A 15001-nucleotide genomic window follows, 5' to 3' on the forward strand; every position below is an offset into this window, starting at 1 on the left:
TTTTTGGTACATTATATTTTATTTGATACAGAAACAACAGGAGCTGCTCAAGAAGATAGAGTTATTCAATTTGGTGCAATGATTTTAAATCAAAAAGGAGAACTTGAAGTTTATGATGAGCTTTGTAGTTGCGAAATTCCTATAAAACTAGAAGCGATGGAAGTTCATAATATCACTCCAAATATGATTGAAGCTAAACCAAAAGCTACCCAAACAGAGTTTTATCAAAGATTAAATGAACTAAATAGTAGTGAAAATTTTTTAATAGCTCATAACATAAATTTTGATTTAGAGATGATTCAAAAAGAGGGATTTATAAATAATTTTCAGCTAATTGATACTTTAAGATGTGCAAGACATCTATTTGATGATTTACCATATCATAGACTTCAATATCTAAGATATGCTCTTGAACTTTACAAAATAGAACAAAGTGAAGCAGAAAAACTAAATATCTCTATAAAAGCTCACGATGCAATAGGTGATGTTTTAGTTATGAAACTATTTTTAACAAAATTGGTATCAAAAACTAGAGAACTTTTTCCCAATATTAATCCTATGCAAAAACTAGTTGAATTAACACAAACTCCTGTTTTTGTAAAAACATTTAAATTTGGGAAATATAAAGGTGAAGATATAGAAGAAGTTGCAAAAAAAGATGCAAACTATCTAAATTGGATGAGAGAAAATATGAAAGATTTAGATGAAGATATGAAGTTTACTTTAGATAAAGTTTTAAAACCATAAATACATATAAATATTAAACCCTATCATCAAAATATTTAAAAGCCAAAAAGCTTTTTTACTAAAGATTGAAAAAAATGAGACCAAAATATATAAAATATAAAAATATAGTGGTGTAAAAACTTCATAAACATGAAATTTATGCTCTAAAAATATTTTTATATATTCATCAAAATAGTGTGAAACTTCAAAAATATGTGCCAAAATTTCAAAAGGATAGAAAATATTAAAAAATATCGTAATTGGTATTGAATAAAACTGCTCAAATGAAGTTTGTGGAAAATAGTAGTGAACTATTGGATTAAATATTAAAAACATCCAAATATTAAAAAAAATAAATAGAACCCATTTATTATAGTTTTTAAAATATTGAATAAACAAATATATATAAAAAACAGCAAATATAGAGAACCAAAAACCAATAGAAAAGATATATTTTGGATACATAGCAATAACAATTAAAAATGTATAAAATAGAGTCATATATGAAAGAATTTTTATGTTACTTCTAAGAAGATAAATTCCCAAGCAATACATTACAAAAGCCCTTAATAACGAGGGAACAATATCAGTTAAAATCAAATAATAAAACAAAATAGCTAAGGTTATTAGTAAAATATCAAACCTTCTGTTCCTATATGGAAAATATATATTTTGAAAAAAACTATAAGGAAAATATAAAAGCCAATAAATTACAAAAGATAAAACAACTAAATGAAACCCTGAAAGTGCTACAACATGAGTTATTGCATAGTTTGTAAAGACCATTATTAACTCTTTTGAGGTTGGAACTGCTAAAAAAAGAGCATTAAATAGTTCAACTATTTTTTCATCTTTATGATTTTTCTCTACATTTTTTATAATTCTATCTTTTATAGTTTCAGATTTATCTAACTTATCAAAATAGATAGTTCTTGTGTAAAAACCTTTTAAATATTGTAAAAAACTTATATTTTTTGAAAGAATTAGAATATTTAGTAAATCATATCTCTTTATTTCATCTTCAACATTTTTTGGCATATTTATAAAAAACTCAAAATTTGAAGCTTTCAATTTAAAAATATCTCCACTTTGTTTTTTATAGATATTTAAAACTTCAACTTCTGTTTCAAAAACATCTTCTGCTTTAAAGTCTAAAAATCTACTATATTCAATAGAGATATTAAGAAGGAATAAAAAAATTAACAAAAATATAACTTGTAATTGCCTTGATTTTAAAATATAAATAATCATAGACATTATTATATACTTATTTTAAGAGCTTAATATCTATTTCTTTTTTAATTTAGAATTATTTTTACACAAATTTTATATAATATTTTTAAAAGGATTTTTATGAAAAATTTTACAAAGCAATTATTATTAGTCATTTCACTTTTATTTACAATCTTTTTTCTATCTGCTTGTACTCCTAAAATCACGATAAAAGCTTTAGAACCATCAAAAATAGCTTCTCAAAAAATAAACTTAGTAGCAATATCAAATATAAAAAATGATGACTTAAACCAAACAACTAGCATTGCAAATGCTCTATCAAATAAAATTATAGATAATAAAAATGTTTTTACTATTCAAAATAATCCAATAGGTGTTGATGCTATTATAAATGGGGAAGTTTTAAATTCAAATGCTACTTATAATAGATACTATCACGAGGAGATAGATTTTTCAAGATGTAGATATTTTAGATATGATGAACAAACAAAAACAAAATATTGCTTACAATATGATATTAGATATATTCCTTGTGAAACAAAATATTATAATGTAACAACAACACTAAATCTTGTAAATCCAGATACAAATAATGTTATTTTTTCAAAAACCTATGATAAATCTTCAAATGATAATGTATGTTATGATAGATATTTCTCTTATTCACCATTTTTCCCTAGCCATTTAAGTACAAGAAACGATACTTTAAAAGTAAATTCTCAAATAGCTCACGAAATAGCAAGAGATTTTGTAAATGATATCTCTCCAAATTATATCTATTTTAATGTTGAAATTATTGATTCATTAAGTGATAACAAAATCTATTCAAAAGCTCAAAAAGATAGTTTTAAAATAGCTGTTTCATATTTAGAAAAAAATCAATTTGATGTAGCTTTCAAGATTTTAGAAGATTTAGATATTGAACTAAATGGTAAAAGTTACGAAGTAGCTTATAATTTAGGTTTAATTTTTGAAGCAAGAGATGAGTTAGAAATAGCAAATAAACTATATCTAGCAATAAAAGATTTTCAAATGGATATTGAGCATAAAACTTTAGTAGATTATGCAATAAATAGAACAAATTTAAATTTACAAAATAAGATAAAAGCTAAATCTCAATTAAACTAGTAAATAACCTATTTATGGAACTTTAACTAATTTTTTTGTATATTATAAACTTAATATTTTATAGAGTTTAAACCAAAAGGTATTTTTTAAAAATGAAAAAATTTGATTATACAGCAATCAGTGATGATTGTGTAAAGTGTGGAAAATGTAAACCAGTTTGTACAATTTTTAATATAAATCAAGATGAAGCAACAAGCCCAAGAGGTTTTATAGACCTTTTAGGTGCTTATAAAAGAGATGAATTAGAGCTTGATAAAACTGCTAAAGAGATATTTGAATCCTGTTTTTTATGTACAAACTGTGTTGAAGTTTGTCCAAATGATTTACCAACAGATATGATAATAGAACAAGTAAGAGCTGATATTGCTGAAAAATATGGAATTGCTTGGTATAAAAAACTATTTTTCTTCCTATTAAGACATAGAAGAATTATGGATTTTATGTCAAAACTTGGCTATATGTTCCAAACTTGTGCTATAAAAATAGATGAAGCTAAAAAATCAGCAACTCCACGATTTTCACTTCCAATTGTAAAGAAAAATAGAGCCCTACCCTATGCTGATAGTAAAAGCTTTTTAAATAAATATCCAGAGCATATTAAAGCAAAAAATGAAGAAAAAAAAGGAAAAGTTGCCATTTTTATTGGTTGTATGAGTAACTATACATATACAAATACTGGAGATAGTTTAGTAAAAATCTTAAAAAAACTCTCTCTTGATATTTTTATCCCTAAAAAACAACTTTGTTGTGGAGCTCCTGCATATTTTACAGGGGCATTTGATACTGTTGATTATTTAACTAAAAAAAATATTGAATATTTTGAAAGTTGGATAGATGATGTTGATGCAGTTATAATTCCAGAAGCAACTTGTAGTGCAATGATAAATAAAGATTGGGAACACTTTTTACACGATCAACCTGAATGGAAAGAGAGAGCTGTAAAACTATCAAAGAAAATATTTCTAGCTACAAAATGGCTAGAAAACAATACTGAACTAAAAGAGTTATTAGCAAAAAGTGGTAAAAAATTTGACCAAATGGTAACTTACCATGACCCATGCCATGCTAAAAAAATGCAAGGAGTTTGGAAAGAACCAAGAGAACTTTTAAAACAAAACTATGTTTTAAAAGAGATGAGTGATTCAAATAGATGTTGTGGATTTGGTGGAGTTACTATGCAAACAGAAAAATTTAGCTTTGCAAGAGCAGCAGGAGCACCAAAAGCTGCTATGATTAGAGATACAAAAGCACAAATCGTAAGTGCAGAGTGTAGTGCATGTAGAATGCAAATAACAGATAGTTTATATCATGCAAATGTTGATGTAATATTTAAAAACCCAATAGAGCTAATCGCTGAAGCATTGGAAGATTAATATGGAATTTTGGCAAAATATATATTCTCACTTTAATCCCATAGCTTTTAATATTGGTGATATATCAGTTCATTGGTATGGAATTATGTATGCATTGGCTCTTTTAAGTGCTATTTTTGTAGCAAAATGGTTTATCAAATATGACAAAATAGATATAAAAGATGATATTTTTGACTCATATATTTGGTGGGCTGAAATAGGTGTTATTTTAGGTGCAAGACTTGGTTATGTACTATTTTATGATACAAATACTATCTACTATCTAACAAATCCTTGGCAAATTTTTAATCCTTATGTTAATGGTACTTATGTTGGAATATCTGGAATGAGCTATCATGGTGCTTTTCTTGGATTTATTATTGCAAGTTTACTATTTTGTAAAAGAAAAAATATCAATTTCTGGTTTATAACTGATATTGCTGTTTTAGGTATTAGTGCAGCATATATTTTTGGACGAATTGGAAACTTCTTTAATCAAGAGCTCGTTGGAAGAGTAACAGATGTCTCTTGGGGAATTTATATTGATGGAGTTTTAAGACACCCTTCTCAACTATATGAAGCAATTTTAGAAGGTCTTTTTGTATTTTTAATTTTAGCATACTTTAGAAATAGAAAAAAATTTGATGGACAATTAGCTTTAATGTATGGAATTTTATATGCAATTGCAAGAATTATTGCAGAATTTTTTAGAGAACCAGACATTCAATTAGGTTTTTTAGTTGGAAATTGGCTAACAATGGGGATTTTACAATCTTTAGGAATTTTAACACTTTGTATTTTTATTTTCATATACAAATTAAAAAAGAGCTAAAAAAAAGGTAGATGATTAAAATCATCTACCTTTTTTAATTTAAATATAATTTTTATATTTACTATCTTTTAACTTAAGCTTATAAAATTCAGCTCTGCTAATATCCTTTAAAAATTTTGGTTCAATATCATGCAAAGCTATAATCTCAACTCTAACACCTTCAATAGTCCAACCTTTTCCTGTATCAACAATCACTTCTTCTTCAAAAAGTTTTATTAATTCATCTCTAGAGACTATTAGCTCTTCCATATTTTTATTAATTACCTTTTACAATATCTATTGTATATCCTCTATTAGATTGGTTTTTAATAATTTCATAGTAAGTTTTTTGTCTAATTTTATTTACAATATTTCTCATAGTATAAATTGACATATCCTTACCTTTCCAAACAACTTCTTTAATAGTATCATAGTCAATAACTTCATTCTTTTTAGCAATTAAAAGTTTTAAAAATGATTTTTCTAATCTTGTAAAATCAATTAAAACTCCACCTGCTCTAAAAAATTGATCTCTATATTCATCAAAATAGATACCTTGATCAAACTCTATCTTATCACCTCTTTTTGTCTGATTTAAACACATAATTATTGCTAATTTTAAATCAACTGCTCTTAAAGGCTTTGATAAAACAGTATAAGCACCAACATTTATAGATGTAACAATATCTTCCTCTTTCGCAGTTCCAGAAATAATAATCTTTGGTAAATTTGGTGCAATAGAAGATATCTCTGAACATGTTTCATAAAAAGTTACATCTTTTAAATCTGTATCAATTACAACAATATCAAATTGACTTGAAACAGCTAACTCTAAACCATCTTTTAATGTCTTAGCTTGTTTGAAATCCTTGAAATCACCATTTATCTCTTTTTCATAACCATCATCACTACTTATTACAAGAAGCTTTGTATTGTTAAGTTTTCTTATGTTTTTTATTGCTTTTAACATATCTTTCTCTTTTTAATAATTTTAAATTCAAATATAATAATAACGAATTTTTTTTCTTTTGTAAAGAAGAAATTAAACATTTTAATAATTTTTATTTATTATTTTAAATCTTGCCAAGAGTTTCCAACTGCTAAAGATACCTTTAAAGGCACATTCAATACAAAAATACTCTCCATTATATTTTTTATATTTTTTGTTATTTCTTCAACAAACTCCTCTTTTATTTCAAAAATAAGTTCATCATGAATTTGTAAAAGCATTTTTACATTTTCATCATCTTTATATTTATGTTCAATTTTTATCATTGCAAGTTTTATTAAATCAGCAGCACTTCCTTGGAACTGTGTATTCACAGCTTCTCTTAAATATGCAGCTTTTAAAAGAGGACTTACTCCTTGAAAATCAAAAAACCTTTTTCTATTTAATAAAGTTGTCACAAAACCAGATTCAACTACTTTATCTTCAATAGATTTTAAATAGCTTTTTACACTTTTAAAAGCATTAAAATAAGAATCTATATAAAATTTTGCCTCTTTTTGGCTAATCCCTAAAGTTTCAGCTAATTTTTTTGCACCCATTCCATATAAAAGTCCAAAATTTATAGATTTAGCAATAGATCTTTTACTTTTTGCTTCATCTTCTCCAAAAATTTTAATTGCTGTTTGAAGATGTATATCTAAATCATTTTTAAAAGCCTCAACTAAAGCCTCATCTTGAGAAAAGTGAGCTAAAAGTCTTAACTCAATTTGAGAATAATCCACACCTACAAGTTTATAGCCAGTTTTTGGAATAAAAGCTTTTCTGATTTCAACTCCATTTGCTCCAAATGTTGGAATATTTTGAAGATTTGGAGATTTTGAACTAAGTCTTCCCGTTGTTGTTCCTGTTTGTAAAAATGATGTAAAAATTCTATTATCTTTATCTTTTAAACCTAATTCTAAAAGTGGTTCAATATATGTAGAATGAAGTTTAAAAGCTTCTCTATATTTTAAAAGAAGCTGAATTACAATATGCTCATCTTTTAAACTTTCCAAAACAGATTCATCTGTACTATAACCAGTTTTTGTCTTTTTAGAAGCTTGTAATCCTAATTTCTCAAATAAAATAACTCCCAACTGTTTTGGAGAATTTATATTAAAACTCTCTCCACAAAGTTCATAAATTTGAATAGTTAAAGAGTTTAAAAAGTTTGAACTTATCTCTTTATATTTTTTCAGTAATTCAACATCAACTTTTATACCTCTTTGTTCGATAGAAGCTAAGACATAAATAAAATTAAACTCTAACTCAAATGCAATATTTAAAAGATCTTCTTCTCTTTTTTCTTTAAAAAGTTCGAGCTGTTTATTAAATAATTTGAGAGTCATTAAAGCATCTTCAGCAGCATATTGTGTAGCTTTTTCTAATTCAACACTAGAAAAATCTTCACCTTTTTTCACAACTTCACCAAAAGATATCATATCTATATTAAAATATTTTTTTATTTGATAATCAATTCCTACTTTACTATCTGTATCTAAAATCCAAGATAAAATCATAGTATCAGCATAAAGTTTTAACTCTATATCAAAATTATTTTTTATAATCTGCCAATCATATTTAAAATTTTGTAAAACCAATTTATATCTATTTAAAATCTCTATTGTTTTTTTTGCAACTTCAAAAGAGATCTGTTTTTCAACTCCTAAATAGTTATGTGCTATTGGTACATAGTATGCTCTATTCTCTTCATAACAGAAAGAGAAACCTACAATTTTAGCCTTTAAAGTATCTAAACCAGAAGTCTCTGTATCAAAAGCAACAATAGCATCTCTTGGAATTTTATTTATAACTAAACTTAAACTTGATTCATCATTTAATAAAATATACTCTAAATTTTTCTCTTCTTGTTTTTCTGGAATTTTAGTTTTATAATTTAAGCCATTCTTATTTACTCTATCAAGAACTTTATTCATATCATATTTTTCTAAGCTAGTTGCAATTCTTAAAATTGGATTTTCAATAGGAAGTAAAAACTCTTCAAGGTTATCTATATAGTGACAATCATCTTTTAAAGTTACCAATTTTTTTGATAAAAAAGCATTCTCTTTAGCTTCAAGTAGTAAGTTCTGAATTCTAGGTTTACTTATTTTTTCTAAATTATCATAGATATTTTCAATATTTTTAAACTCTTTTATTAAACCCTCAGCTGTTTTTGCACCAACTCCTTTAACTCCTGGTATATTATCAGCTGTATCTCCAACCAAAGCTTGATAGTCAATAAATTCACTTGGAAGTACTCCATATTTTTCTATACATTTTGATTCATCTATTATCTGTTTTTTTGTTGGGTCAAATAAATATACACCATTTTCATCACTTATTAATTGATACAAATCTTTATCATGAGATACAATTCTTACTTCCAATCCTTTTGAAACTGCATCTTTTGCTATACTAGCAACCATATCATCAGCTTCATATCCAGTTTTAATAGCTATTTTAAATCCCATCTCTTCAACCCAAGAAACAGCAATAGGAAGTTGAATTAATAAATCTTCTGGAACATCTGGTCTTTGAGCTTTATAGTTGCTATAGAGCTCATTTCTAAAGGTATCACCTTTTGCATCAAGAGCAAAAACTATATAATCTGTTTTAAAATCTTTTCCAATTCCTGCAATAAAATTCATAAATCCTGTTAAAAGCCCTGTTGGAAAGCCATCGTTTGAACGAAGTGGTGGTAAGGCATAGTAGCTTCTAAATAAAAATCCAAATGTATCAATAATAGTAATAGTTTTTTTCATAATCTTCTTTCAATATGGGTTTAAAGATTTTATAATATAATAAACTCTTTTAAATAAAGGATAAAATAATGATAATAATTCCAGCAAGACTAAATTCTAGCCGATTTGCAAATAAAATTTTAGTAGATATTATGGGACTTCCTATGGTTATAAGAACTGCAAAACAAGTTAGCTCACTAGACAAAGTTATAATTGCAACAGATAGCCAAGAAGTTATGACTTTAGCAAAAACTCATGGTTTTGAAGCAGTAATGACTTCAATAGAGCATAATAGTGGAACAGATAGAATAAATGAAGCTGTAAATAATCTAAATTTAAGTGATGATGAAATTATAGTAAATGTTCAAGCTGATGAACCTTTTATTGAAATTGATGTTGTAAAAGCTGTAATAAATAAAGTTATGGAAGTAAAAGATTGTCCAAATACATTAATAACTTCTTGCTATAAAGAGGTTTCTAGCCAAAATGCAGATGATCCAAATTTAGTAAAAGTTGTATTAAATAACCTTAATGAAGCTATATACTTTTCAAGATCAAAAATTCCATATCATAGAGATCATAGTGAGAATTCTAGCTATTTTGGGCATTTGGGAATTTATGGATTTACAAAAAAATCTTTAAATACATTTTGTAGCTTAGACTCTTCAAAACTAGAAAATATAGAAAAATTAGAGCAACTAAGAGCTATTGACAATGGATATAAAATTGCTATGGTAAAAGTAGAATCAAAATCCTTTGGAATAGATACTCAAGAAGATTTAAATAGAGCTTTAAAGATATTTACAAATGAAAAATAGTATGTTAAGAAATATCAAACTTCTTAGTTTTACTCTTTTTATATCGCTATTTTTAGCAGCTTGTAGTACAAAAGATGTAAAACCAAAATCTGAATTTCCTATAATAAAAAATGATTTATCTACTCTTTCTAGTAGTGCTGATGATAATTTTATAAATCAGGAAAAAGCTACTATTGAATTCTTAACAAAATACTTCAATCCATGGAATTCCTCAAAACTTTCATATCCAAAAAATGAAGCTATGTGGGGGATTTCTTATAAAAATAAAAAAATTTACTTAGAGAATCATCAACTTGCAACTAAAGAGTGGTTTGATAAACTTATAAATAATACAAATTTCGATGAGTATAATTTAAATGTAAAAAAAGCGATAACTCTAAAAAATACAAATGTAAGAGTAATGCCTACAAATTCGCCATTTTTTTATAATCCAAAACTTCCAGGAGAAGGATTTCCATTTGATTATAACCAAAATTCACTACTTAAAATTAATACTCCATTAATAGTTTCTCATCTCTCACTTGATAGAGCTTGGGCTTATGTTGAATCTCATTTTGTAGGTGGTTGGGTTGATATAAACAATATAGCTTTTGTTGATGAAAATTTTATAAAGGAATTTAAAACTTCAAATTACTTTATAAGTACAAAAGAGAAATTTCCTATTTATGACCCAATATTTAGAGAATATGTAAAATTAGGTTCTATTTTTCCAAAAAAAGATAATAAATTTATAATTGCTAAAAATGACGAATATCAAAATGCAAAGATTTTATATATAGATTTAAATCCTGATGAAGTTACAAAAATGCCACTTAAAAATAGTAGTGAAAATCGAATAAAGATTTTAGAAACTTTATTAGATGAGCCTTATGGTTGGGGTGGTTTATTAAATAATAGAGATTGTTCAAGCTTTACTCAAGACTATTTTTCAGTATTTGGGAAATATCTTCATAGAAATTCAAAAGCCCAAACTACAAATGGAAAATATTTTGATATGTCAAACTTAAGTCTTGATGAGAAAAAAGAGTTCATAAGAAAAAATGGTGTTCCTTTTTCTACTTTGGTTTATTTAAAAGGACATATTATGTTATACATTGGGCAAAAAGATAAAGAACCTCTTGTTGCACATAATGTTTGGAGCATAAGATTAAAAGATAAAAATAATCAAGAATTTAGGCATATTATAGGAAAAGCCTCTCTTACAACTTTAGAACCTGGAATTGAACTAGAAGGTTTTACAAAAGATAGTAATATTCTAAATAAAGTTCTAGGAATAACAATCTTAAATTAAAAAGCTTAAAAGATTTACTCTTCTAAGCCCTCTTTATCTATTTTTTGTTCAATTTGAACAAGAGGATTAAATAATAAAGAATCAATAATTTGATTCTTAAATTTCATATCTTCAAGCTGTTGAGATAAAAACTTATTCTCTTCTTGAAGTGAAATATAGTGAGCATAAAGTTTATTTATATCTTTACTTGTATAATAAATATTATTTGCAAAATATATTTTTGGTAAAAAAAGAATTCCAGCTAAAATAAATAGAAAAAATACGATAAAAAGTGAATTAGTTGAATTTAATTTACTCAAATTTAAATATCCTTAATTTTGAACTTCTGCTTCTTGGATTTTGTTTTATCTCATTTTGGCTTGGTATTATAGGCTTTTTTGTAATAATTTTACCTAAAGCATGGTTATTACCACATTCACATCTAAAAACACCTTCTGGACAAATACAATTTTGACTCCATTTTTTAAAGTAGTTTTTTACAATTCTATCTTCAAGAGAATGAAAAGAGATAATTCCAACTATACAATCTTTAAATTTTGCTTTTTGTATTGAATCAAAAAGCCTTTCAAGTACACCCAACTCATTATTTACTTCAATTCTAATTGCTTGAAAAACTAAAGTTGCTGGATGAATTTTACCTTTTGGCATCTTTTTATACAAAAACTCTGCTAACTCTTTTGAGCTATAAAAAGGGCGATTTGAAACTATCAAAGAAGCTATTTTTTTATACTCTCTTACCTCTCCATACTCTTTTAAAATTCTCTCTAAATCAGTTTGAGAATAACTATTTACAACGGTTGCTGCATCTAAGGATTGATTTTGATCCATTCTCATATCTAAAGTCATAGAGTTGAAACTAAATCCTCTTTCAAGTTTATCAAGTTGTAAAGATGAAACCCCAATATCAGCTAAAATTCCTTTTATATTATATGTTTCAAATTTTGGAATTACATTTTCAAAATTTCCTTTGTTAAATACAACTCTACTTTCAAACTCTTTTAATCTATTCTTAGAAAATTCCAAAGCTTCATCATCTTGGTCATTACATATTAGTTTTATATTTGTATTTTGTTTTAATAAACCACTACTATGCCCAGCATATCCTGTTGTACAATCTATTATAAAACCATCATCTATATCTTTAAAAGTTTCTAAAACTTCATTATATAAAACTGGTATATGTGGGATTTCTTGCAAATTAGTCCTTTTATCAAAATTGATATATAATAGCAAAAATTTATTTAAGGCTTAAAATGATTGACCAAAATACAATACAACTACTCTCTGATTTATCTTTTTCTATGTTTAGTAAAAACTTTTTTGGTATTTATCATGGCTCACTTTCAGCAAAATTGGATCAATTTAATTTTATGATAAATACTAAAGATGCTGTTTTTGATAATATAAATGAGAACTCTTTTTGTACTTTAAACATAAATAAACAAGACTTTAGATGGAATATAGCAAGTATGGAAGCTCATGTTCACTCTACAATATATACAAATATTCATGAAGCAAAATATATAGCATTTGGTATGCCTATTTATACAACTGCTTATAGCCTTGTAAATGATAATATAATATTCGAAGACTATTTTGGAAAAACAATGTTTGGAGAAATTTCTATTTATAATCCTGGTGATTTTTCTACATGGTATAAAAGAAATGCTTTAGAAATTACGAAATATCTAAAAAACTCTCCCAATAATATGATGATTATAAAAGGTGTTGGAACTTATATCTATGATAGAGATATTCATGAACTTGTAAAAAAAATAGCTATTTTAGAAAACTCTTGTAGGCTTTTAAGCATAAAAAGTACTTTCAAATGAATAAATTAATAATTTTTATATAATTTTATATCTGTAAGCCCCAATATTTCAGCTTTATTAAAGTTTTTTTACTATAAAGTTTTCACAATTTATTTAAAAAAAGGAGTTATAGATGAATAAGGCTGAATTTATAGATGCAGTTGCAACTAAAGCAGGATTATCTAAAAAAGATGCAAAGGGTGCTGTTGATGCAGTATTAGATACTATTACTGAGGCTTTAGTTAAAAAAGATTCTGTAAGTTTTATTGGTTTTGGTACATTTACTACTGCTGGAAGAGCTGCAAGAACAGCAAAAGTTCCAGGAACAACAAAAACAGTTGAAGTTCCAGCTACAACAGTAGCTAAATTTAAAGTTGGAAAAGCTTTAAAAGACGCTGTTGCTAAATAATATAAAAAAGACTAAGCTATTTATAGTTTAGTCTTTTTTTGCCTGTATGATGAAATTGGTAGACATGCTAGATTCAAAATCTGGTTCCCCTTGGGAGTGTCGGTTCGACTCCGACTACAGGTACCACTCAACAATTTTTACAAATCCTCTATTTTCAATTTTATAAAATTTTTTTAACCTAAAATAAGATATATAATAAAGATGATATTATTAAAATAAAATTGCTAAGTAATTAAAAATACTAAAAAACTATTTTCTAACCAGTCCCTTATAACTCGTTCCTGCGGGGTTACACGACAATGGAAGAGAGAATAAACTTTGACTTTAATGAAGTTTTAGAACAATTTAAAAATGGTAAAAATCTTACAGGTAAAGATGGACTTTTAGCTCCACTTATCAAACAACTAACAGAAGCTACTTTAGAAGCAGAAGTAGAATCACATATTGCTAATGATATCCTTTCTGGAACAAGAAATAGAAAAAATGGTGTAAATAAAAAAACTATTAAAGGTCTATCTAATGGTTCTTTTGAACTTGAAACACCAAGAGATAGGAATGGAACATTCGAACCTCAAATAGTAAAAAAACATCAGACTACAATCTCAAATGAAATAGAAGAAAAAATACTTTCAATGTATGGACTTGGAATGAGTTATACAGATATATCTTCACATATTGAATAGATATATCAAGTATCTATTTCAACTGCAACAATAAGTACTATTACTGATAAAATTATAGATAGAGTAAAAGCTTGGCAAAGTAGACCATTAGATTCTATATATCCATTTGTTTGGTTAGATGCAATACATTATCTTGTGCTTGCACTCTCTTCGAGAAAATCAAAGATGGTGGGAAATATGTTTCAAAAGCTGTTTACACAGTTTTAGGTGTAAATATGGAGGGCAAAAAAGATATATTAGGACTTTACCTTTCAGAGTCTGAAGGAGCTAACTTCTGGCTTTCAGTTCTTACAGATTTAAACAATAGAGGCTTACAAGATATTTTAATTGCATCTGTTGATGGATTAAAAGGATTTCCAGAAGCAATAAAAACTATTTTTCCTAAAACAGAAGTGCAACTTTGTATTATTCATCAAATAAGAAATTCTATTCGTTATGTTGCTTCCAAGAATCATAAAGAGTTCATGAAAGATTTCTTGTGCTTGCACTCTCTTTGAGAAAGCCAGTTTATCAAGCTGTTTCAAAAGAAATAGCAGAAGAAGCACTTCTTTTACTTGATGAGAAATGGGGAAAACTTTATCCAATAGTGCTTCAATCTTGGAATAATAAATGGGAGAATTTATCTGTTTATTTCAAATACCCACCAGAGATTAGAAAAGTAATTTATACAACAAATATTATTGAATCAGTACATAGACAATTTAGGAAACTTACTAAGACTAAAGGTGCATTTCCAAATGAGAACAGCTTATTAAAATTGCTTTATATGGGAATGAAAAATGCTACAAAAAAGTGGAATATGCCAATGTGGAACTGGAACTTAACACTTTCACAATTAGCAATATTTTTTCTCACAGAGAGTGCAAGCACAAGGAAGGTAGATTGGATAGTGAACTTAAAATTTAAGTTTGGGTGCGATAGGATTTCTCCTATCAGAATTACTTTGACACGAAATATTTAACGGTCTCAATTAGTTTAATATGGTAGTGTAAAACTAACTGTGTAAA

At 26.4% G+C, this 15001-nt stretch carries 14 protein-coding genes, 1 tRNA gene and 1 pseudogene; 10 read left to right on the forward strand and 6 right to left on the reverse strand.

Features of this window, described 5'->3' with window-relative positions:
- Positions 1–3: 3 nt before the first annotated feature.
- Entirely contained in the window at positions 4–747 is a 744-nt protein-coding gene (locus AFAEC_RS06190; RefSeq protein ID WP_026805693.1) for an exonuclease domain-containing protein, read from the forward strand.
- Here AFAEC_RS06190 and AFAEC_RS06195 read toward each other — a convergent pair.
- Entirely contained in the window at positions 736–1932 is a 1197-nt protein-coding gene (locus AFAEC_RS06195; protein WP_225442361.1) for a ComEC/Rec2 family competence protein, read from the reverse strand. The two genes, AFAEC_RS06190 and AFAEC_RS06195, sit on opposite strands and share 12 nt — an antisense overlap.
- Positions 1933–2079: 147 nt before the next feature.
- On the opposite strand from AFAEC_RS06195, the gene AFAEC_RS06200 reads away from it, so the two are divergent.
- From AFAEC_RS06200 to lgt, 3 genes are all read left to right on the forward strand, one after another.
- A complete protein-coding gene (locus tag AFAEC_RS06200) occupies positions 2080–3087 on the forward strand; it encodes a hypothetical protein (RefSeq protein WP_034216352.1) in 1008 nt (335 codons plus the stop codon).
- A gap of 92 nt (positions 3088–3179) precedes the next feature.
- A complete protein-coding gene (locus AFAEC_RS06205; protein ID WP_026805696.1) occupies positions 3180–4460 on the forward strand; it encodes a (Fe-S)-binding protein in 1281 nt (426 codons plus the stop codon).
- Between the two features lies 1 nt (position 4461).
- Positions 4462–5271, forward strand: coding sequence for a prolipoprotein diacylglyceryl transferase (gene lgt / locus AFAEC_RS06210; protein WP_026805697.1), 810 nt, complete (start codon positions 4462–4464; stop codon positions 5269–5271).
- A 39-nt stretch (positions 5272–5310) separates the two neighbouring features.
- Here the strand turns inward: lgt and AFAEC_RS06215 are convergent, their stop codons facing one another.
- From AFAEC_RS06215 to polA, 3 genes are all read right to left on the reverse strand, one after another.
- On the reverse strand, positions 5311–5520 hold the full coding sequence (locus AFAEC_RS06215) for a hypothetical protein (RefSeq protein WP_026805698.1): 210 nt from the start codon (positions 5518–5520) through the stop codon (positions 5311–5313).
- 7 nt (positions 5521–5527) lie between these two features.
- The gene (locus AFAEC_RS06220; protein ID WP_026805699.1) at positions 5528–6220 is read right to left on the reverse strand and encodes a response regulator transcription factor; all 693 of its coding nucleotides are present in this window, start codon (positions 6218–6220) and stop codon (positions 5528–5530) included.
- A gap of 98 nt (positions 6221–6318) precedes the next feature.
- On the reverse strand, positions 6319–9003 hold the full coding sequence (gene polA / locus AFAEC_RS06225; RefSeq protein WP_026805700.1) for a DNA polymerase I: 2685 nt from the start codon (positions 9001–9003) through the stop codon (positions 6319–6321).
- 68 nt (positions 9004–9071) lie between these two features.
- Here polA and kdsB point away from each other — a divergent pair, with 68 nt between their 5' ends.
- Both kdsB and AFAEC_RS06235 read left to right on the forward strand, forming a co-directional pair.
- Positions 9072–9800, forward strand: coding sequence for a 3-deoxy-manno-octulosonate cytidylyltransferase (gene kdsB / locus AFAEC_RS06230; RefSeq protein ID WP_026805701.1), 729 nt, complete (start codon positions 9072–9074; stop codon positions 9798–9800).
- On the forward strand, positions 9790–11091 hold the full coding sequence (locus tag AFAEC_RS06235) for a C40 family peptidase (protein ID WP_172658635.1): 1302 nt from the start codon (positions 9790–9792) through the stop codon (positions 11089–11091). Before kdsB ends, AFAEC_RS06235 begins: the two co-directional genes overlap by 11 nt.
- A 14-nt stretch (positions 11092–11105) precedes the next feature.
- Here the strand turns inward: AFAEC_RS06235 and AFAEC_RS06240 are convergent, their stop codons facing one another.
- The gene (locus AFAEC_RS06240) at positions 11106–11390 is read right to left on the reverse strand and encodes a hypothetical protein (RefSeq protein WP_026805703.1); all 285 of its coding nucleotides are present in this window, start codon (positions 11388–11390) and stop codon (positions 11106–11108) included.
- Positions 11383–12288, reverse strand: a complete 906-nt coding sequence (rsmH, locus tag AFAEC_RS06245; protein WP_026805704.1) for a 16S rRNA (cytosine(1402)-N(4))-methyltransferase RsmH — start codon at positions 12286–12288, stop codon at positions 11383–11385. Before rsmH ends, AFAEC_RS06240 begins: the two co-directional genes overlap by 8 nt.
- 56 nt (positions 12289–12344) lie before the next feature.
- Here rsmH and AFAEC_RS06250 point away from each other — a divergent pair, with 56 nt between their 5' ends.
- The 4 genes and pseudogenes from AFAEC_RS06250 to AFAEC_RS06265 all read left to right on the forward strand — a co-directional run bounded on the left by AFAEC_RS06250 (position 12345) and on the right by AFAEC_RS06265 (position 14900).
- Positions 12345–12923, forward strand: coding sequence for a class II aldolase and adducin N-terminal domain-containing protein (locus AFAEC_RS06250; protein WP_026805705.1), 579 nt, complete (start codon positions 12345–12347; stop codon positions 12921–12923).
- A gap of 112 nt (positions 12924–13035) precedes the next feature.
- Complete coding sequence (locus AFAEC_RS06255) at positions 13036–13311, forward strand: HU family DNA-binding protein (protein ID WP_026805706.1); 276 nt, start codon at positions 13036–13038, stop codon at positions 13309–13311.
- A 40-nt stretch (positions 13312–13351) separates the two neighbouring features.
- Positions 13352–13437, forward strand: a tRNA-Leu gene (locus tag AFAEC_RS06260).
- Between the two features lie 173 nt (positions 13438–13610).
- A pseudogene (locus AFAEC_RS06265) lies at positions 13611–14900 on the forward strand (IS256 family transposase).
- Positions 14901–15001 lie beyond the last annotated feature (101 nt).

It is taken from the genome of Aliarcobacter faecis (assembly GCF_013201705.1).
Classification (GTDB): domain Bacteria; phylum Campylobacterota; class Campylobacteria; order Campylobacterales; family Arcobacteraceae; genus Aliarcobacter; species Aliarcobacter faecis.